Raw genomic sequence first — 17,143 nt, forward strand, 5'->3', positions numbered from 1 at the left:
CTCAGCCGGTCGCGGTGCTTGATCCACCGCGCGCGTCGAGAGCGTACAGGTACCCGTCCTTGCAGCCGGCGTAGATGATCCCGTCTCCGACGGCCACACCGGACTCGATGCCCTCGTCGGTCTGGAACCGCCACACCTTGCGGCCGGTGGCGGCCTCGACCGCGTACACGCATCCGTCCGAATAGACCCCGCTCGGGACGTACAGGACGCCGCCGGTCAGGACGGGGTTCTCGTGGATCTGCCCGTCCAGTTGGACCTGCCAGCGCATCGTCCCCGTGGCGGGATCCAGAGCGGAGACCTTCCCGCCGTAGTCGCACACGTACACCAGGCGGTCGGTCACGACCGGGCGGGAGGTGGCGGTCTCGCCCATGTCGAACGTCCAGCGCCGCTTGCCGGTACGGGCGGCGACCGCGTGGACCTTCTCGCCCTGGAAGTCGGCGAAGCAGACCATGCCGTTCGCCGCCGCGGTGTCCTGGACGCCCTGGGGGGACGGGTACGTCCATCGGGGCCGGCCGGTGGACGCGTCGTAGGCGGTGAGGCTCTTACGGCCGGGAGCGTATACGGCCCCGTCGGCGACGGCGGGGGTCCGATCGGCCCCGCCGCGCCGCCATCGGACGGCGCCCCCGGACGCGTCGAGCGCTTGGAGGGCGTCGCCGCCGCAGTAAACCAGCCCCCCGGCGACTAGGGGGTCCGCTTGGGTGCCCCCGACCGTACGCTGCCATCTGAGCCTGCCCGTGCGGGCATCGACCGCGTGCAGGACGCCATCCTGGGAAAGCGCGTAGACGAGGCCCGACGCGACGGCGGGACCGGTGACGATCCGCCGTGCGGTCCGGTACTTCCACCGCGGTTTGCCGGACTTGGCGTCGAATGCCAGCAGGCCCCCTTTCTCGCTGCCCACGAAGACCTGTCCGCCTGCCACCGCCGGTGTGGAGACGAGGTATTCGTCGCCGGAGAAGCGCTTCCACAGCACCTTGCCGTCTCGCATGGGAGCGGGCGCGGCCGGCACGGAGGACGCGGCGGACGGCACGGTCGGCGTCCGCGCGCCGGGCCCGTCCGAAGGCTCCTGGAGTGCCCGGACCAGCGCCACGACTCCCCCGGTGCCCAGCACGACGCCGGCGGCCGCCCCGCCCAGGAGCAGGAACCGCCGCCGCCCCGGCTCCCCGCCCGACGCGGGCACCGTGCGCGGGAGGTCGGGCACGTCCGTTCCGGCCTGGAGGACGCGAGCGGCTACGGCGTCCGGCAGCCAGCCGACACCGTGCAGGTCGGTGCTCTGCGGCACGAGGGGTGCGAGCTGATGGAGCAGCCGGTCCGGGGTCGGCCGCCTGTACGGGTCGGGGTCCAGGCAGGCCTCGACGACGGCCCGCAGAGCCGGGTCGGTGACGGCGCCGAGACGCGGCCGCTCGTGCACGGCGCGGTAGATCAGCACGTGGGGCGGTCCCTGCCCGTAGGGGCCGGCGCCCGTCGCGGCGAAGACCAGCACCGCGCCGAGGGAGAAGACGTCGGCGGCCGGCCCCGTCGGCGCTCCGCGGGCCTGCTCCGGCGCCATGAAGCCCGGGGACCCGACGGCGAAGCCCGCCTGGGTGACGGCGGCGGCGTCCGCGGCGTGGGCGATGCCGAAGTCGATCACCTTGGGCCCGTCGATCCCCAGGATGACGTTGGACGGTTTGAGGTCGCGGTGCACGACGCCGGCGCGGTGGATCGACACCAGCGCCTCGGCGAGCCCGGCGCCCAGCGCGACGGCGGCGGGGGCCGGCAGCGTTCCCGCCAGGTCCAGCGGGACGCCCGGCAGGTACGCGGTCGCCAGCCACGGCAGGGCGGCGTCGGGATCGGCGTCGACGACGGGCGCGGTGAAGGCGCCGCTCACGGCCCGGGCGGCATCGACCTCGCGCCGGAAACGCGCCCGGAAGTCGGGATCCTCGACCAGTTGCGGATGGACGAGCTTGACCGCCACCAGCGTCCCGCCGGGCGAACGCCCCAGGAACACCTGGCCCATGCCGCCGGTGCCGAGCCTGCCCAGCAGCCGGTGGCCGCCGACCCGCCGTGGATCACCGGACCGCAGCGGCTCCATGCCCGCCCCACCCTCTCTCCCCGTCCCGCGCCCTCCGCGGACCGCATGATCGTCCGTGGAGTGAGATGCCGGTGCGCACCGCCCCGTTCGCACGGATCGGCGGTGAGACCGGTGGATTCTCCCAGACGCGGCGGCGGTTCGCCGGGCCCTTGCGCCCCCTGCTCGGACCGGGGAGAAGGGCGCCCGTCAGCCGGTGGTGTAGCAGGGGGCGTTCAGCTGGTAGCTCCGGGCGGTCGGGCCTGCCGCGAAGTCCGTCATCACCTTGATGCCGGTGAACTCGTGCTGGTCCGGCCTGCCGAGCACCGTCTGCCGGAACGCCGAGGAGTTCGGGGAGCCGGAGGAGTTCCCGGCCTCGGCGGGCAGGATGCCCTCGTAGTCGACGAACCTGATGGAGCGCACGGCCTTCAGCAGCCCCTCGCGGCTCAGGTCCTTGTCCTCGATCGCCCGCTGAAGGGCGGCCTTCAGCGGGTAGGACAGGACCCATCCGGTGGTGTAGGCGTCGTCCGGTTCGACCCTGCCGACCGCCTGCCGCATCGCGGCGTGGCCGGGCGAATCGGTCGCGAACGGCTTCCACGGTGCGACCTGGATGTACCGCTCCTTCATCGCGTCGATCGCGGGGCTCTGCAGCAGGCCCTTCGACCACGTGGGGTTGTCGCCGATGAAATGCCCCGTGTAGCCGCCCCGGACGGTCTTGCCGATGATGGTCGCCGCGTCGACGGGGCTCGTGGTGAGGACGACGAGGTCGGGCTTCTTCCCGAGGATGGCCCGCACGGCCTCCTCCTGTTCCGCGCTGCTCTTGCCGGGCTGCCCCTGGGCGGTCGGCACGTCGGTGAAGGAGAGCCCGCGCGCCGCGGCGGCGATCCTCGCCCCGGCGGCCGCGTCGTCGCCGTAGTCCCCGGCGTAGTGGACCGCCATGACGCTCTTGGCCCTGAGGTGGTCGGCGCCGTAGTCGACGCCGTTCATCGCCTCGAAGCAGTACGAGGCTCCCGACTCCAGGATGTTGTCCTCGAACTCCCACTTCGACGTCCAGGACACGGGCAGCGCGACCATCGCGTCCGCCCGCAGGGAGCCGAGGATCGCGTCCGTCACCGGCGATCCGAGCGTCTGCGCCAGCGCGAGCACCTTGCCCTTGATCTCGTTGTAGGCCCTGGCCTGCACCCGCGGGTCGTAGTGGTTGTCGCGGACGTAGGTGACCACGTCGATGTCGTAGCCGGCGATGCCTCCCTGCCGGTTCACGCGGTCCCAGAAGGCGCGCTGCGCCCGGGTGACCGGGACCCCCAGCGCCTTGAAGGGCCCGTCGCTCAGATCCGACAGGGTGCCGAGGTAGATGCAGCCGTGCGCCTCGTTGACCGCGTGCGGGCAGGGCTCGCGGGTCACTCCCGGCGCGCTCGACGCGAGCAGGCCGTCCGAGTCGCCGCATCCGGCGGTCCCCAGCGTCGCCAGCAGCACGGCGCTCGCCAGCAGGGCCTTGACCCGCGGCAAGTCACAGCGCACGGAGACCATTGATCACTTCCTCCAGAAGACGCCGGTCGGCGGGCCCCGTCCGGGGCGCCGCCGGCCGCTGTACGGTCACCAGCCCGCGGTCCAGCAGGTCGCTCAGCAGCACGCGGACGACCCCGACCGGCAGCCGCAGGTCCGCCGCCAGGTCGACGACGGTCCGGGGCCGCAGGCAGCGTTCGAGGATCTGCTCGTCCTCCGGTCCGAGCGTCCGGGGGTCCGGCATCGGCACCTCGGCGGTGACGACCACCGCGATGAGGTCCAGCGCGGCGCCCCGCTGCCGTGTCCTGCCCCTCGCCACCGCGAAGGGGCGGACGACGGGCCCGGCCTGCTCGTCGACCCACAGTTCGTCCGGTTCCCCGGGCATTACTCACCGCCGGAGCCGGGCGGCGGCTGGCTCCCGGGGACGGCCGGGCCGGCGTCGCCGCCGGCTTCCGCCCGGCCGCGCCGCCAGCCGCTCTGCATCTCCGCCAGCAGGTGCCCGGCGGCCTCCGGGGGCCGGTCGACCGGTGCGGCGCCGCCCGGTTCGGGCGGTGCCTCGCGGAGCTGCGGGGCGAGGCTCCGCTGGCGCTGCCGCCTGGGCAGTCCGTGCTCGCCCTCGGCCTGCTGCCCGGTCTCCGCGCCGCTCTCCTCGCGGCCTCCCTCCAGGGCGAGCGGGTCCGGGGCGGGCGCCCCCTCGACGGCCGGGACCGGGCCGGGAGCAGACCGGGTCCGATGCCCCTCCCCGGCCGTCTCCGCCATGCCGGACACGGCGACCAGCGACCTGTGCTCGCCGGAGCCGTCCTCGGCGCTCCCCTCCCCCATGGCGGGCAGTTCGACGACGAGCTCGTGGGGGATGAGCACGATCGCGACGACGCCCCCGTAGGGCGAGGAGCGCAGGACCACCCTGATGCCGTGCCGGGCCGCGAGCCGCGCCACGACGAACAGCCCCAGCCGGACCGAGTCGTCGAAGTCGAGCTCGGGATCGGTGGCGAGCAGCCCGTTCAGCCGCTCCAGTTCCTCGGCGGAGAGCCCGAGCCCGCGGTCCTCGACCTCGATCGCGAAACCGTGCGCGGCCTCCCCGCCGGTCACCCGGATCCTGGTGGTGGGCGGGGAGAACACGGCGGCGTTCTCGATCAGTTCGGCCAGCAGGTGGATGGTGTCGGCGACGGCGCGGCCGGACAGGGCCGTGCGTCCCATCGGCACGACCTCGACCCGGGTGTAGTCCGCCACCTCCGACGCCGCCGCGCGCGCGACGTCCATCAGCCGGACCGGGTGGCGCCAGCTCCGCCCGGACGGCCGTCCGGACAGGATGACCAGGCCCTCCGCGTGCCGGCGCATCCGGGTCGCCAGGTGGTCGAGCTCGAAGAGGGCCGCCAGGGCGTCCGGGTCCTCGGTGTCGCGCTCCATCCCTTCCAGGAGGCCGAGGAGGCGCTGCAGCAGGGACTGGTTCCGCCGCGCGAGGGTGAGGAAGACGTCGTTGATGCGCTTGTGCGCGGCCGCCTCGCTCTCCGACGCACGGACGACGGCCATGCGCGCCTCGGTGAACGCGGCGTCGATCCTGCCGATCTCGGTGACGGCGAACTCGGTCGCCGGCCCGGGGTCCTCCCCGGGCACGGGCTCCCCGCGGCGGGCCCGCTCGCTGATCGCCGGGATCCGGTCCCGGGTGAAGGCGGCGACCGCGTCGGCGATGCCGCGGCTCTCCCGGATCAGCCGGTGCCCCATCCGGACCGCGATGACGATGGCGGCCACCACGGCGAGGAGCCCGACGCCGCCGGCGAGCGCGAGGCGGAGCAGCACCGAGTCCGCCTTGTCGGCCGCCCGCGCCGCGGTGGCCGTGCGGATCCGGGACGAGAGCTCGGCCAGCTGGATGTCCACCGCCTCCGTGGAGGTGTGCCAGGCTCCGACGTCCACCGGCGGACGCCCCTCGGTGGGGCCCACCTGGATCAGCCGGCTCTCCAGCTGCTGGAACAGGCTGAACTCGGGCCCGGCGATGATCGCCTCGTACCGCCGGCGGTCGCCGTCGGCCAGGGCACCGGTCGAGTCGCCGTAGAGGAAGCGCCGGGTCCCGGCCAGTTCCACCAGCCACCGGTGCTCGTCCTCGCTCAGCCTTCCCGCCGTCAGCGCGCCGGTGATCAGCGCGTCCTCCCGCGACAGGCTCTCCCTCGCCCGCTCCAGGAGGTCGAGGACCCGCGTGTCGCGCAGGATGCGCTCGTCGGACGAGCGGGTCTCGTCGTAGATCTCGGCCGCCTGGTCGATGAACCCGGTGTAGCGGGCCAGGGCCTGCGCGCGGTTGATCTGCCGCCGGTCGACCGAGTCGCGGACGCTCTCCAGGTCGCTCAGGGAGGCGGCCAGATCGACCATCCGCCGCCGGGTCTCGGGGGTGGCCGCGCCGCGGATGGACGGGTCCGCGGCCGACCTGCGGAACGCCGCCCGGGTCCGGTCCGTCTTCGCCCGCTGGGCGTCGAAGCCCGACCGGCCGATGGTGGAGTCGTCCCCGAGGTAAGACAGCGACATGCGCCGCTCGTCCTGCAGCGTGTCGATCATCGCGTCGGTCGGCCGGACGACCTTCTCGGTGAAGGTCCGCGACCGCGCCTGCCGCAGGGCGTCCCCGAGCGTGGTGGCCGCCGCGAAGGCCCACAGGGCGACCAGCGCGATGATCGGGGGGACGAGGAGGGTGACGATTCTCGTCCGGACCGAACGTGCTCGCCGCGCCATCACGCCTCCCGTCGCCGGCAGCGTCCGCGTCCCGCCGATCCGCGCTTGATCACTGTGACGCAGCTCACTTTTGCGCTGCCGAACGTAGCCCACCATGGCGAACCACTCGCCCTTTTTGCGCCATTGGCTTGGATTGTTACATTCGTGTTATTTGGCGATATGCCAGGTCAATGGCGCGATCCGGCCAGCGGTCCACCGGAGGCAAGGGGCCGCCGGACGCCGGGAGGTCCAATCCCGAGCCGGCCTCTCCGGCCATCGGGGGACCAGGACCGCGCCCGCGATCGGTTTCCCCGGATTGACCCGTGATTCCAGTCTCGAAATGCACCCGATCCAAGGTCTATCGGGTTCCTAGCGTGATGGTCATGACGCGTGAGAACGACCTCCGAACGGCAGCCGGCCGGAACGGACCGGCGCGCTTCCGGCGACCGGCCGCGGCACTGGCACTGCTGGCGTTCGCCCAGCTGATCGTTTCCCTGGACTACAACATCGTGTACGTGGCGCTGCCGGAGATCGGCTCTGAGCTGGCCTTCTCGGCGCAGACCCTGCAATGGGCGGTCAGCGCCTACGCGGTGGCCTTCGGCGGGTTCCTGCTGCTGGGCGGCCGCGCCGTCGACCTGTTCGGTCCGCGCCGCGTCTTCGTGGCCGGGCTGGCGCTGTACGCGGCGGCGTCGCTGGCGGGCGGGCTGGCCGGCTCCCCGGTGCCGCTGGTGGCGGCGCGAGCGGTGCAGGGCATGGGCGGGGCGCTGCTGTTCCCCGCCACGCTGACGCTGGTGTCCACGGGGTTCGCCGAGGGACGCGAACGCAACCGCGCCTTCGCGGTGTGGGGCACCGCCGGCGGCAGCGGCATGATCCTGGGCTCGCTGCTCGGGGGCGTGCTCACCCAGGCGTTCGGCTGGGCCGCCGTGTTCTACGTCAACGTGCCGCTGGCCGCCGCGGCGGCGCTGCTGGCGCTGCCGCTGGTCCCGCGCGGCACCGCCCGGCGGGCCGGCCGCGGGTTCGACGTGGCCGGCGCGCTGACCGCCACGGCCGGGACGACCCTGGTGGTGTTCGCCCTCGTCCAGGGGCCCGAGTCCGGCTGGGACGCGCCGTCCGTGGTGGGTGCGGCGGGGCTCGGCGCGGCGCTGCTGGGGGCGTTCGCCGCGATCGAGGCCCGCAGCACCGACCCGCTGCTGCCGCTGCGGCTGCTACGCGGCCGCGACCTGTCCACCGGGGCACTGGTCACGTTCCTGTACATGGGCACGTTCGGCACCCTGCTGTACTTCCTGAGCGTCCACTTCCAAGCCGTGCGCGGATACGACGCGCTGCACACCGGGCTGGCCTTCCTGGTCCCGATGGCCGCCATCGTCGCCGGATCCCAGATCGCCGGGCGTCTGGCGACGGCCCGCGGCCCGCGCACCGCGATGCTGGCGAGCCTGGCCGTGGGCGGCACCGGCACCCTCATCCTGGGCGCGAGCCTCGGCACCGGCAGTTCCTACCTGAGCCTGCTGCCCGGCCTGATCGTGCTGGGCGTCGGGCAGGGCGCGGGCTACACCCTGATGTTCGGCGCGGCCACCGCCGCCACCCCGAGCCACCAGCAGGGCATCGCCTCCGCGGTGGCCTCCACGACCCAGCAGGTCGGCGGTGCCGTCGGCCTCGCCGTCCTGGTCGCCATCGCCAACTCCCCCGCCGAAGGCGTCACCGGACCCGCCCTGCGCGCGGCCACCGCCGACGGACTGCGGACCGCGGTGTTCGCCGCGGCCATCGGGATCGCCCTCACCATCGTGGCCGCTCTCAGGTTCACCCGCCGCCCCGAACCGTCCCCCGACACCAACGACCGGCGAAGCGATCGAGCAAGCCGTCGCCTGATCCCGTAGGTCGGACGGGGATGCGCATGGCGGCGCTCCACGGAAGCCGTCTCCGTACTGAGCACGGATGCGCCTCGTGCCGGACCCCTGTCAGATGGAAGGCATGGACACCCGAGAGTTCGAGGTGAGGCGATGAGCGGTTCCGTCCGGCATCTGGTGGCCCGTGCACGGGACGAGGTGCGCAACATGTCGGTGCCAGAGGTCGCCGACGCGCTGGAGGGCGGCGGGGTGACGCTGGTCGATCTCCGCGAGCCCGACGAGGTCCGCCGCGAGGGCGCCATTCCGGGGGCGGTGGCGGCGCCCCGCGGAATGCTGGAGTTCTGGGCGGACCCGGCCAGCCCGTATCACCGCGAGGAGTTCGTCCCCTCCGCGCGGACGATCCTCTACTGCGCCTCCGGCGGCAGGTCGGCGCTGGCCGCGCAGACGCTGCAGGCACTCGGCTACACCGACGTCGCGCATCTCGACGGCGGGCTGGCCGCGTGGAAGGAGCAGGGGCGGCCGGTCACCTTCGCGGCGGAACACTGATGAAGGAGATCGGCTTCCTCGCCGCCCCTCCTCCGACCGACGAGGCGCGGCGCATGTTCGACGAGGACGTCGCCGACACCGGCCACGTCATGAACACCTCCAGGCTGTGGGCCTACCGGCCCGACCTCGTCGCCGGGCTCTTCGAGCTGCTCCGGGAGGCCGGCACGGCGGCCGGGCTGAGCTTCCGGGAACGGGGCGTCCTCGTCGCGGCGTGCGCGTCGGCCGCCGGCGACTCGTACTGCTCGCTGGCCTGGGGCTCCCGGCTGGCGGAGGCGAGCGATGCGGGCACGGCCGCCGCCGTGCTCCGCGGCACCGACACCGGGCTGACCGCCCGGGAGCGGGCCATGGCCGGCTGGGTGCGGAAGGTCGCCGGCAGCCCCCACGCCACCGCGGGGGAAGACGTCCAGGAGTTGCGCGACGCCGGTTGGGACGATCCCGAGATCTTCGCGATCACGGTGTTCGCGGCCTTGCGCATCGCGTTCTCGACCGTCAACGGCGCGCTCGGCGCACGCCCTGATGCCGCCTTCCGCGCCACCGCTCCCCCGGCCGTCCTCGACGCCGTGACCTACGGCCGTCCGATCGAGGACGAGCCCTCGAAGCTCACCTGACGACTCCGATGAAAGTGGCCGTGATGGCGAACCCTCCGACTCCGTACCCGACCTCTGGTCAGCCGTATCAGCACCAGCCGCCGGTTCCGCCGCGCGCACGCAAGGGAAGGGCCGCAAAGCGCATCGCCGGGATGGTGCTCCTCCTCGCGATCATCGGTGCTCTCGTGCTCGTCCGGATTGCCACCAAGAACGCACCTGACGCGGCCAAGGCCGGGGACTGCGTCGCCCGGGACGGCGACAGCGTCAAGGTCGTGAGGTGCACCGACTCCAACGCCGCGTTCAAGGTGGTGGGCAAGGTCGAGAACAAGACGCAGGTTCAGTTCTCCGTCGGCTCGAGCACCATCTGCCGTCCCTTCCCGGGTGCCACGAGCGCCTTCTGGAAGGGCGAGGTCGGCGGCAAAGGCTATGTCCTGTGCCTCGGCCGCCTCACGGGGCCGTGACCGGACGATTTCTCGACCACTCGGGCACACGGTCGCGAAAGACAAGAACTACATGAGCGCGGCGGATTCCCTCACAGTGAGTGCAGGGCGGTGAGCGGGGTGCTTCGGCCGGTGGCAAGGGCCGTGGCGAACCCGGTGGGTCCTAGGTATTCGCGGAGGGCGGTCCGGAGCGGAGGCTCCGGGGTCTCGGTGGGCGTCGGGGCGAGATTCTCGGCGGCGCCCAGCAGGATCGCGGCGCGGTCGGGGCGTCCGGTCGCGTGGTCGGAGTCGGCGAGCAGGAGCAGGCTCGTCACGAGCACGTTCCGGTCGCCCAGGCCCACGGCGATCTCGAGGGCCTCGGCGAAGTGCCGCCGGGCCCGCCCGTGGTCGCCTGCCGAGGCCGCGGCGCCGCCGAGGCCGTGGAGGCACCGCGCCGCGCAGCGCAGGTCGCCGATCTGCCGGAACTCGGTGAGCAGCCGGGTGAACCGGGGTTCGGCGGCTGCGTGGTCCTCGCGCGCCTGGTCGAGCCGTGCGAGGGCGATCTCGGCGTGCAGGCGCTCGTGCTCGTTGCCGCCGGCCCCGGCCAGCCGGCCGGCCTCGGCCAGCCAGGTCGCGGCATCGTCGAGACGGACGCGGTCCTCGATCGCGAGGTTGGCCATATGGAAGAGGCAATTGGAGCGTTTGACCGGGTTGTGGAGTCGGTCGAAGAGGTCGGCCGCCTCCGCCAGCCGGGTCAGGGCGGCCGGGGTGTCCGGCACGGCCAGGCCTAGGCGGAACAGCGCCAGAGCGCGGTGCCAGTCGTCGTCCAGCCGCTCGAAGAGGGCGACGGCCCGTTCGAGGACGTCGAACTCGCTGCCCTGCGCCACCGCCGCCGCCCTCGACGTCCAGCCGAGGGCGAGGAGGGCCAGCGCCCGGTCGTGCTCCGAGGCGTTCTCGGCGCGCTCATACGCCTGTTCGGCGTATGAGCGCGCCCGTTCGGTGTCCTGGTAGTCGAGCAGGAAGGCGCAGGTGATCGCGGCTCGGACGCCCAGGGAGCCCTGCGGGAGCGGACGATCGAGCAGGGCGTCGAGCCATTCGAAGAGCTCGCCGCGGGCGCCGAGCACCTCCCATCCGGTGCAGATGCCCGCGAGGAACTCCCACGCGAGGGTCGGCTCCGGCTGCTGGAGGGCCCACCGCATCCCGGCTCGCAGGTCTGCCCAGTGGCGCCCGAACCAGCGGAGCGCGGCGGCCTGGTCGCGCCCGCAGAGGCCGGTCAGCGCGGCCACGCCCTGCCCCAGGTGGTGGCGGGCGTGCTGCTCGCGTGCCGGTTCGGCGGCCCCGCTCGCCTCCAGTCGCCGGTGCGCGAACTGGCGGACGCTGTCCAGCAGCCAGTACTCGGTCGCCTGGTCCTGCCGGCGCCGCGAGATCAACGAGCGGTCCAGGAGGCGCGGGAAGACCTGGACGAGAGCGGCCGGGCCCAGCGGCGGGTAGCCGAGGACCTGGGTCGCGGTGTCGTAGTCGAACGCCGCCGGGAACACCGAGCAGCGTTCGAACAGCAGCCGCTCCTCCCCGCTCAGGAGCTCGTAGCTCCAGTTCAGCGCCTCCTCCAGGGTGCGGTGCCGGGCCGGTGCTCCGCGCGCCCCGTCGGTCAGCACCGCGAACCGGTCGTCCAGCCGGGTCCGCAGCTCCGCCGCGGAGAACACGCGGGTCCGGGCGGCCGCGAGTTCGATCGCCAGCGGCAGGCCGTCCAGCCGGCGGCAGATCACCGCCACGTGCCGGGCGTTGTCCGAGGTGACCGCGAAGCCGGGCGAGACCGCGGCGGCGCGGTCGGCGAACAGCCGCGCGGACGCCGCGCTCAGCACGGCCGCCGGATCGTCCCCCTCCCCAGGGACCGGCAGCGGCGGGATCTCGTACACGACCTCCCCCGCCACCCGCAGCGGCCCGTGGCTGGTGGCCAGCACATGAAGGCCGCGGGTGGTGGCCAGCAGGTCCGCGAGGAGTGCCGCCGCACCGTCGGCCACATGCTCGCAGTTGTCGACGAGGAGCCAGTGCCGCCCTTTCGCGAGCGCGGCGCGAATCCGGGCGCGCGGGCGGCCCGGGTCCCCGGCGACGAGGCCGAGGGCGTCGGCGAACTCCCGTTCCCCGTTCTGCCCGCGCGGGACGCGGGCGAGGTCGACCAGGACGGCGGGCGGCAGGGCGGTCACCAGGTCCGCCAGTCGCAGCGCCAGCCGGGTCTTGCCGGTCCCGGCGGGCCCCGTCAGCGTCACCAGCCGGTTGGCGCCGACGAGCCGGCGCAGGTCGTCGATCTCCTTGTCCCGCCCGACGAACGAGGAGATCGGCTTGGGCCGGGGCGCGGCGTCCCGGAGCGCCTTCAGCCGCTCCGCCGCCTCGACCAGGACCTGCCGGTTCGGGGAGGCCTGCCGGTCCGCGCCACCGAGCTTGCGGAGGAGGGCCGACACGTGGCTCTCCACGGTCCGTTCCGACACGTGCAGGGCGTCGGCGATCTCCCGGTTGTGCAGGCGGTCCCCGACGAGCCAGAAGATCTCCAGCTCGCGGGGCGTCACCCCCGCCGCCCGCAGCTCGTCCGGAAACACGTCCGATCCCACCCTTGGAGTATCCCGTTCTCAGCGGGCGGATCCCCACAGGTTCACGAGGTCGGTGGACGGGAAGCGGTCGCGTACCGGGCTCGCAGGGTGGACTTCCTCACCTTGCCGGAGCCTGTGCGCGGCAGCTGCTCGACCAGGTGCACGTGGGACGGCACCTTGAAGGAGGCCAGGCGCTCGCGCAGGAAGGCGCGGAACTCGTCGGGCACGAGCGACGCCCCCGGGCGGACGACGACGAAGGCGGCTCCGGCCTCGCCCCACTTCTCGTCCGGGACGCCGACCACCGCGCACTCCGCGACGGCCGGATGGCCGGCGGCGACCGCTTCGACCTGGGCGGGGTAGACGTTCTCACCGCCGGAGATGTACATGTCCTTGAGCCGGTCCACGATCGTGAGGTGGCCGTCCTCGTCGCGGAAGGCCACGTCGCCGGAGCGGAACCAGCCGTCGGCGGTGAACGCGGCCGCGGTCGCCCCGGGGTCGTCCCAGTAGCCGGGGGTGACGCTCGGCCCGCTGATCAGAACTTCGCCCGGTTCGCCGGGACCGGCCTCGGACAGGTCCGGGCGGACGACCTTGACGTCGGCGAAGAAGCACGGTGTGCCCGCGGAACCGGCCTTCTCGATGCTGCCTTCGGCGCCGAGGAAGGTGGCACCCGGTGCCGTCTCGGTCAGGCCGTAGCCTTGGCAGAACACGATGCCGCGCTCCTGGTACGCGCGGATCAGCGGCGTGGGGATCGGCGCGCCGCCCGACATGACGTGGCGCAGCGAGGACAGGTCGGCCGCGGCCCAACGCGGCGACTGGGCCAGCCCCGCGAACATCGCCGCGACGCCGAAGACCCACGTGACGCCGTGCTGCTCGATCGCGTCGAAGCAGCCGTCGACGTCCCAGCCCTCCATCAGCAGCGACGTGCCGCCCTTCATGAAGGTCGGCAGCAGCAGCTGGTTCAGGGCCGCCACATGGAAGAGGGGCGCGGCCACGAGCGCGACCTCGTCCTCGCGGATGTCCACGTCGACGAACATGTTGAAGGTGTTGAACGCCAGGTTGCCGTGGGTGAGGACGGCTCCCTTCGGCCGGCCGGTCGTGCCCGAGGTGTAGAGGATGAGCGCCGGGTCGTCGAGCCCGAGCGGGATGTCGATGGGCTCGGTCGCTCCGCCGGCGAGGAGGCCCTCGTACTCCGAGGCCAGCGGCACCCTGGCTCCCGTGTACGACTCCAGTCCGCCGAGCGCCGCGTCGCACTCGGGCGCGTGGATCAGCATCTCGGTCCCGGACTGCCCCAGCATGTAGTCGAGTTCGGGGGCGGCGAGCCGGAAGTTCAGCGGCACGAAGACCGCGCCCAGCAGGTGGGCCGCGAACATCGACTCGACGAACGCGGGATGGTTGTGGCCGAGGTAGGCGACGCGGGCGCCTTTCTCGACGCCCCTTTCCGCGAGGGCGTGCGCCAGCCGGGTCGACCGTTCGGCGACCTCGCCGAAGGTGATCTCCCGGTCCCGGTAGCGCAGCGCGACCCGCTCCGGTGCGCGCCGCGCCCTGCGCATGGGCCACGAGCCCGTTCCCAGGTTCAGCATCTCGTCCCCCTATCCGGACCTCGGCCACGGACGGGAGCTATGGCCGAGTCACCGCCACGCGTCCTTGTCCCGTCCAGCCCGCTGGCGGTGGTCATCAGTGCTCCTCGCCGGCGCTGAGGCCGAGCAGGCGGGCGGCGTTCTCCTTGAGGATCTTGGGTCGTACCTCCGGCTTGATCTCGAGCGCGCCGAAGTCGGAGAGCCAGCGGTCCGGGGTGATGACGGGGTAGTCGGAGCCGAACAGCACCTTGTCCTTGAGAAGGGTGTTGGCATAGCGGACGAGTTGCGGCGGGAAGTACTTCGGCGACCAGCCCGACAGGTCGATGTACACGTAGGGCTTGTGCGTGGCGACCGCCAGGGCCTCGTCCTGCCAGGGGAACGAGGGGTGCGCGAGGATGATCCGCAGGTCGGGGAAGTCCACCGCGACGTCGTCGACCAGCATCGGATTCGAGTACTTGAGCCGGATGCCGCCGCCGCCCGGCACTCCCGCGCCGATGCCGGTCTGACCGGTGTGGAACAGCGCCGGGACGCCCAGTTCCTCGATCGCCTCGTACAGCGGGTAGGCGAGCGGGTCGTCGGGGGCGAAGCCCTGGATGCTCGGGTGGAACTTGAACCCGCGCACACCGTGCTCCTCGACCAGGCGGCGGGCCTCGCGCACGCCGGCCCTTCCCTTGTGCGGGTCGACGCTCGCGAACGGGATGAGGACGTCGGGATGCTCGGCGCAGCTCTCGGCGACCTCCTCGTTGGAGATGCGCGGCCACCCGGTGGCGTGCTCGGCGTCCACGGTGAACACCACCGCGGCCAGCCTCCGCTCCCGGTAATGGGCGGCCATCTCCTCGATCGTCGGCTGCCGGTGCCCGTGCGCCTTGAAGTACTTCTCCGAGGCCCCGAGCAGTTCCGGGCTCAGCGACGCGTGCCCGTCCCTGGACACCTCGGCGTGGGTGTGGACGTCGATCGCGATCAGCTCGTCGACGTCGATGGCGAGGCCCGCCACGTCAGGGCCCTTCGCCACGGGCCGCTCCGAGCCCGCTCACGCACGCGGCTCCGCCGTCCGGCCGCACGCCGTCACCCCTCCCCTACCGGCAGGATTCCTGTCACTTCGCAGTGTCATGTCGCTGCTCTACATGGTCAACCCGCTGGAACCGGCCATGCGCTCCGGCCTGAACGAGATCGTCCGACCGGCGGGCATCACGGCGCTGCGGTACACGGCCCTCACCGTCCTGGAACGGCACGACGGGCTGTCCACCGCCCAGCTCGCCCGCGACTCGTTCGTCTCGGCCCAGTCGATGGCCGACATCGTGCGCACCCTGGAGGGCCGCGGGTTCGTCGAACGCGAGCGCAATCCCGCCAACCGCCGGGAGCTGACCATCCACCTCACCGGCGCCGGCCGCGAGCTGCTGGCCGACCTCGCCGAGCCGGTCCGCCGCCTGGAGGAGCGCATGGTTGGCGACCTGTCGCCCCGGCAGGAGGAGCAGTTGCGCCGAACCCTCTCCCAAGCCTGGCGCGCCCTCACCTGACCATCGCGTACAAACCGCGGCCTCGTCGGCGGCAAACCTTGGAGGATTGCGCCCTATGGGACCTGTCGCCGGATGTCTCGCGTGCGATCTTCTTGCTGGGGTCCGTCCTCTTCCGGGAGGCCGTCTGGCGGAGTGGTCGGGTTGGGTGGTTGAGCACTCGGTGGGCCCGCTCGGACTGGGAACGCTGGTGGTCAAGCCGGTGCGGCACATCGTCCATGTCGCCGAGCTGAACGATGTCGAGAGCGCGGCTCTGGGGCCGTTGCTTCAGCGGGTGGCCACAGCGGTGACCAAGGTCGTCCAGCCGGCGCAGGTCTATGTATGCCTCTGGTCCCATGCGAATGCCGTGCCGGGTCACCTGCATTTCGTGGTGCAGCCCGCGACGGAGGCTGACATGGCCCGGTTCGACGCGTTCGGGCCCGCACTGCAGATGGCGATGTTCCGGGAAGGGGCAGTGCCGGACGAGGTCGCAGTTGAAGCGGTGTGCCGGCGACTCCGAGCCGCCTTGCCCGGCTCGCTGGACGAAGTGTGAGACAACCCCTCGGTCGAGCGCACGCAGGACCCGCCCCCTGTCGCGCCGGGCCTGCAACCGGCACGTCGGTTCCAGCGAGGGAATGTGGACTTTCGTTTCGTCCGGCACCTCATCGTCGTAAGGAATCGCGCTATATTCCTTATCGGAGACCATGAGGTCTCGTTATGTCCCGTCCGTTGCAGGGGGCTGCACCGGACGCGATTGACCGTCCCGGGTGACGCGGCCGCCTTGCGGAAGGCGGGCCGGGCTCGCTTCGGCAATAACTTGATCTTGAGCGGAGGCGCACGTGGCCGAGGGTGGTTCGACACCGGAGATCGATCTCACTCGGCCGAGCGTCGCTCGCATGTACGACTACTACCTGAACGGGAAAGACAACTACCAGGTCGACCGGGAGGCCGCGGAACGGGTCGCGCGGGCCATGCCGGAGATCGGCGAGCTCGCCAAGGAGAACCGCTCCTTCCTGCGGCGCTCCGTGCGGTACATGGCGCGCCGGGGAATCCGGCAGTTCCTGGACATCGGCTCCGGGCTGCCGACCGTCGGCAACACCCACGAGATAGCCCACGAGATCGTCCCGGACGCCCGCGTCGTGTACGTCGACAGCGATCCCGTGGTCCTGGTGCACGGGCGCGCGCTCCTCGCGACCAACGAGTTCACCACGGTCGCCCAGGCCGACATGCGCCGGCCCGCCGACGTCCTCGACCACGCGAGGAGCACGGGCCTGATCGACTTCACTGCCCCGGTCGGCGTGCTGATGATCGCCATGACCCACTTCCTCACCCTGGAGGAGCGGGAGGGCGTCATGGCCCCCCTGCGCGAGGCCCTGGCGCCGGGCAGCCACCTGGCCGCGACGCATGTGACGACGGAAGGGCACGCCCCGGCGGCCGTCGACCAGATCGAGAACGCCTACGCGGCCACCCCCACCCCCATCTACTTCCGCAACAAGTCAGACATCGCACTTTTCTTCGACGGCTTCGAACTCGTCGATCCGGGCCTGGTCACCATCGACACCTGGAACCCCGAAAACGACGAAACAGACAAACCGGCCAAGCAGGTCGGCAAATGGCTCTACGGCGGCATCGGCCGCCTAAGCTGAATTCCGCGGCGGTGGTGGGGTCAGATGACGCCGGATTCGGTCAGCCAGCGCCATAGCTCGTCCTGGTGGACGACCTTGACTCCCAGCTTCTCGGCCTTGCCGGTCTTCGCGGCGCCGACGTTGTCTCCGGCCAGCAGGTAGTCGGTGTTGGCCGAGACCGACGAGGCGGTCGTGGCCGCGGCCTGCTCGACCAGGCGCGTGACGT

The 17,143-nt window shown here is 72.5% G+C and carries 15 protein-coding genes; 7 read left to right on the forward strand and 8 right to left on the reverse strand.

Annotated features, from left to right (window positions below):
* Position 1 precedes the first annotated feature (1 nt).
* The 4 genes from ABWI07_RS29755 to ABWI07_RS29770 form a co-directional block, all read right to left on the reverse strand.
* Positions 2-2,068 (reverse strand): outer membrane protein assembly factor BamB family protein, encoded by a 2,067-nt coding sequence (locus ABWI07_RS29755; protein WP_353820539.1) that lies wholly within the window; start codon positions 2,066-2,068, stop codon positions 2-4.
* A gap of 186 nt (positions 2,069-2,254) precedes the next feature.
* Positions 2,255-3,571, reverse strand: a complete 1,317-nt coding sequence (locus ABWI07_RS29760) for an ABC transporter substrate-binding protein (RefSeq protein ID WP_353820540.1) — start codon at positions 3,569-3,571, stop codon at positions 2,255-2,257.
* Positions 3,552-3,932, reverse strand: a complete 381-nt coding sequence (locus ABWI07_RS29765; RefSeq protein WP_149256921.1) for a DUF742 domain-containing protein — start codon at positions 3,930-3,932, stop codon at positions 3,552-3,554. The genes ABWI07_RS29760 and ABWI07_RS29765 overlap by 20 nt, the downstream gene beginning before the upstream one ends.
* Complete coding sequence (locus ABWI07_RS29770) at positions 3,932-6,262, reverse strand: sensor histidine kinase (protein ID WP_353820541.1); 2,331 nt, start codon at positions 6,260-6,262, stop codon at positions 3,932-3,934. The genes ABWI07_RS29765 and ABWI07_RS29770 overlap by 1 nt, the downstream gene beginning before the upstream one ends.
* A gap of 362 nt (positions 6,263-6,624) precedes the next feature.
* On the opposite strand from ABWI07_RS29770, the gene ABWI07_RS29775 reads away from it, so the two are divergent.
* From ABWI07_RS29775 to ABWI07_RS29790, 4 genes are all read left to right on the forward strand, one after another.
* Positions 6,625-8,115 carry an MFS transporter gene (locus ABWI07_RS29775; RefSeq protein WP_353820542.1) on the forward strand — a complete coding sequence of 497 codons (1,491 nt, stop codon included), beginning with the start codon at positions 6,625-6,627 and terminating at the stop codon, positions 8,113-8,115.
* A gap of 123 nt (positions 8,116-8,238) precedes the next feature.
* Positions 8,239-8,631, forward strand: coding sequence for a rhodanese-like domain-containing protein (locus tag ABWI07_RS29780; protein ID WP_353820543.1), 393 nt, complete (start codon positions 8,239-8,241; stop codon positions 8,629-8,631).
* Complete coding sequence (locus ABWI07_RS29785) at positions 8,631-9,239, forward strand: carboxymuconolactone decarboxylase family protein (protein ID WP_353820544.1); 609 nt, start codon at positions 8,631-8,633, stop codon at positions 9,237-9,239. The genes ABWI07_RS29780 and ABWI07_RS29785 overlap by 1 nt, the downstream gene beginning before the upstream one ends.
* Positions 9,240-9,262: 23 nt before the next feature.
* Positions 9,263-9,679, forward strand: coding sequence for an LppU/SCO3897 family protein (locus ABWI07_RS29790; protein ID WP_149256926.1), 417 nt, complete (start codon positions 9,263-9,265; stop codon positions 9,677-9,679).
* A gap of 71 nt (positions 9,680-9,750) precedes the next feature.
* On the opposite strand, the gene ABWI07_RS29795 is transcribed toward ABWI07_RS29790, so the two are convergent.
* The 3 genes from ABWI07_RS29795 to ABWI07_RS29805 all read right to left on the reverse strand — a co-directional run bounded on the left by ABWI07_RS29795 (position 9,751) and on the right by ABWI07_RS29805 (position 14,811).
* A complete protein-coding gene (locus ABWI07_RS29795; protein WP_353820545.1) occupies positions 9,751-12,243 on the reverse strand; it encodes an ATP-binding protein in 2,493 nt (830 codons plus the stop codon).
* A 41-nt stretch (positions 12,244-12,284) separates the two neighbouring features.
* Entirely contained in the window at positions 12,285-13,802 is a 1,518-nt protein-coding gene (locus ABWI07_RS29800; protein ID WP_353820546.1) for an acyl-CoA synthetase, read from the reverse strand.
* A gap of 94 nt (positions 13,803-13,896) precedes the next feature.
* Positions 13,897-14,811 carry an amidohydrolase family protein gene (locus ABWI07_RS29805; RefSeq protein ID WP_375708316.1) on the reverse strand — a complete coding sequence of 305 codons (915 nt, stop codon included), beginning with the start codon at positions 14,809-14,811 and terminating at the stop codon, positions 13,897-13,899.
* A 97-nt stretch (positions 14,812-14,908) separates the two neighbouring features.
* Between ABWI07_RS29805 and ABWI07_RS29810 the strand changes: the two genes are divergently transcribed.
* The 3 genes from ABWI07_RS29810 (at position 14,909) to ABWI07_RS29820 (ending at position 16,938) form a co-directional block, all read left to right on the forward strand.
* Positions 14,909-15,316 carry a MarR family winged helix-turn-helix transcriptional regulator gene (locus ABWI07_RS29810; RefSeq protein WP_353820547.1) on the forward strand — a complete coding sequence of 136 codons (408 nt, stop codon included), beginning with the start codon at positions 14,909-14,911 and terminating at the stop codon, positions 15,314-15,316.
* Positions 15,317-15,476: 160 nt separating this feature from the next.
* Positions 15,477-15,845, forward strand: coding sequence for an HIT family protein (locus ABWI07_RS29815; protein WP_353820548.1), 369 nt, complete (start codon positions 15,477-15,479; stop codon positions 15,843-15,845).
* A gap of 286 nt (positions 15,846-16,131) precedes the next feature.
* Positions 16,132-16,938, forward strand: coding sequence for an SAM-dependent methyltransferase (locus ABWI07_RS29820; protein WP_353820549.1), 807 nt, complete (start codon positions 16,132-16,134; stop codon positions 16,936-16,938).
* Between the two features lie 20 nt (positions 16,939-16,958).
* On the opposite strand, the gene ABWI07_RS29825 is transcribed toward ABWI07_RS29820, so the two are convergent.
* On the reverse strand, positions 16,959-17,143 hold a 185-nt coding region (locus tag ABWI07_RS29825), incomplete at its 5' end, for a hypothetical protein (RefSeq protein WP_353820550.1).

It is taken from the genome of Actinomadura sp. NPDC000600 (genome assembly GCF_040492135.1).
Classification (GTDB): domain Bacteria; phylum Actinomycetota; class Actinomycetes; order Streptosporangiales; family Streptosporangiaceae; genus Spirillospora.

What these genes read in the sequence shown, in the direction of transcription:
- ABWI07_RS29755 (WP_353820539.1), bottom strand. Translation starts at nt 2,068, where the DNA reads ATGGAGCCGCTGCGGTCCGGTGATCCACGGCGGGTCGGCGGCCACCGG.
- ABWI07_RS29760 (WP_353820540.1), bottom strand. Translation starts at nt 3,571, where the DNA reads ATGGTCTCCGTGCGCTGTGACTTGCCGCGGGTCAAGGCCCTGCTGGCG.
- ABWI07_RS29765 (WP_149256921.1), bottom strand. Translation starts at nt 3,932, where the DNA reads ATGCCCGGGGAACCGGACGAACTGTGGGTCGACGAGCAGGCCGGGCCC.
- ABWI07_RS29770 (WP_353820541.1), bottom strand. Translation starts at nt 6,262, where the DNA reads ATGGCGCGGCGAGCACGTTCGGTCCGGACGAGAATCGTCACCCTCCTC.
- ABWI07_RS29775 (WP_353820542.1), top strand. Translation starts at nt 6,625, where the DNA reads ATGACGCGTGAGAACGACCTCCGAACGGCAGCCGGCCGGAACGGACCG.
- ABWI07_RS29780 (WP_353820543.1), top strand. Translation starts at nt 8,239, where the DNA reads ATGAGCGGTTCCGTCCGGCATCTGGTGGCCCGTGCACGGGACGAGGTG.
- ABWI07_RS29785 (WP_353820544.1), top strand. Translation starts at nt 8,631, where the DNA reads ATGAAGGAGATCGGCTTCCTCGCCGCCCCTCCTCCGACCGACGAGGCG.
- ABWI07_RS29790 (WP_149256926.1), top strand. Translation starts at nt 9,263, where the DNA reads ATGGCGAACCCTCCGACTCCGTACCCGACCTCTGGTCAGCCGTATCAG.
- ABWI07_RS29800 (WP_353820546.1), bottom strand. Translation starts at nt 13,802, where the DNA reads ATGCTGAACCTGGGAACGGGCTCGTGGCCCATGCGCAGGGCGCGGCGC.
- ABWI07_RS29810 (WP_353820547.1), top strand. Translation starts at nt 14,909, where the DNA reads ATGTCGCTGCTCTACATGGTCAACCCGCTGGAACCGGCCATGCGCTCC.